The 1,048-nt window shown below is 59.4% G+C and carries 2 protein-coding genes; one reads left to right on the top strand and one right to left on the bottom strand.

All coding sequences use genetic code 11. From position 1 onward, the window contains the following. The coding region (locus J0I64_RS08725) for an ABC transporter substrate-binding protein (RefSeq protein WP_291407202.1) at positions 1-709 on the bottom strand (709 nt) is incomplete at its 3' end. A 234-nt stretch (positions 710-943) separates the two neighbouring features. On the opposite strand from J0I64_RS08725, the gene J0I64_RS08730 reads away from it, so the two are divergent. Next, positions 944-1,048 (top strand): LacI family DNA-binding transcriptional regulator (locus J0I64_RS08730; protein ID WP_291407204.1); only part of this gene is annotated, 105 nt, incomplete at its 3' end.

Consider the following 1,048-nt stretch of genomic DNA (forward strand, 5'->3'; position numbering starts at 1 on the left):
CGACCGAACGCAGGTGGTCGAGAGCTTCGGCAACCTTGCGGAATTCAGGGCCACGAACGGCGCTGGCATCCTTGTCGCGGTTGATGGCGAGAACCAGGTCGTCGCCACCGATACCGGCCATCAGCACGCCCGGAATGCCCGAGAAGGGCCAGCCAGTGGCCAGACCGAACGGCAGGATGCCGGCTTCTTCAAGCTTCGGCCAGGAAGCAACGTACTCGTTCCAGTCCTTGGGAACCGGCTGGCCGATCTTTTCGTAGGCCTTGGTGGAGAGCCACAGCCAATCCCACGAGTGGATGTTGACCGGGAAGCAGTAGATCTTGCCGTCATAGGTGCACGGCTCGAGCAGGGACTGATCGACGTAGAAGTCGAGGCCGCCCATTTCTTCGACGATCGGGGTCAGGTCGCGGATGAGACCGGCCTGGATAAGTTCTTCGGCGTCGCGGCCGGTATTCATCTGCGTAGCGCCCATCGGGTCACCGCCGATGATGCGGCTGATGATGACGGGGTTGGCGCCGGTGCCCGAACCAGCCAGGGCGCTATCCACCCACTTGTTGCCGGTCTGCTCTTCGAAGACGCGGGCAAATTCGGCCACGGCAGCCGCTTCACCAGCGGACGTCCACCAGTGGGTCACTTCAAGATCGGCAGCCAGTACAGACGTGGAGCCGAGCAGCGCGGTCGCCATTGCGGCAACCACTGCAAACTTCTTCATAGGAATGTCCTCCCAACGAACACGAGGAGCTAAGCGCCCCCATTCATGCCACCAGCCAGCAGGATCCCGTTCCTCCAGATACCTGATCCGACTGTGTGTAATCGATTGCATAACTAATCAAAACTGGTTGTGCAATCGATTTCAGGAGTTTCATACACGTCTTGCGGACCTGTCAAGATCGATTTAGACAGAATGCAATCCTGACAGCGAGAGGAGGCGCTGCCGGACGTGAGCGTGGAACGAAAAAACCCGACTATTCAAGATGTTGCACGATACGCGAACGTCTCGACCGCAACGGTCAGCCGTGCCTTGTCTGCGCCTGAAAAGGTGACTGAGGCG

Source organism: Devosia sp. (assembly GCF_017307565.1).
Taxonomy (GTDB): Bacteria; Pseudomonadota; Alphaproteobacteria; order Rhizobiales; family Devosiaceae; genus Devosia.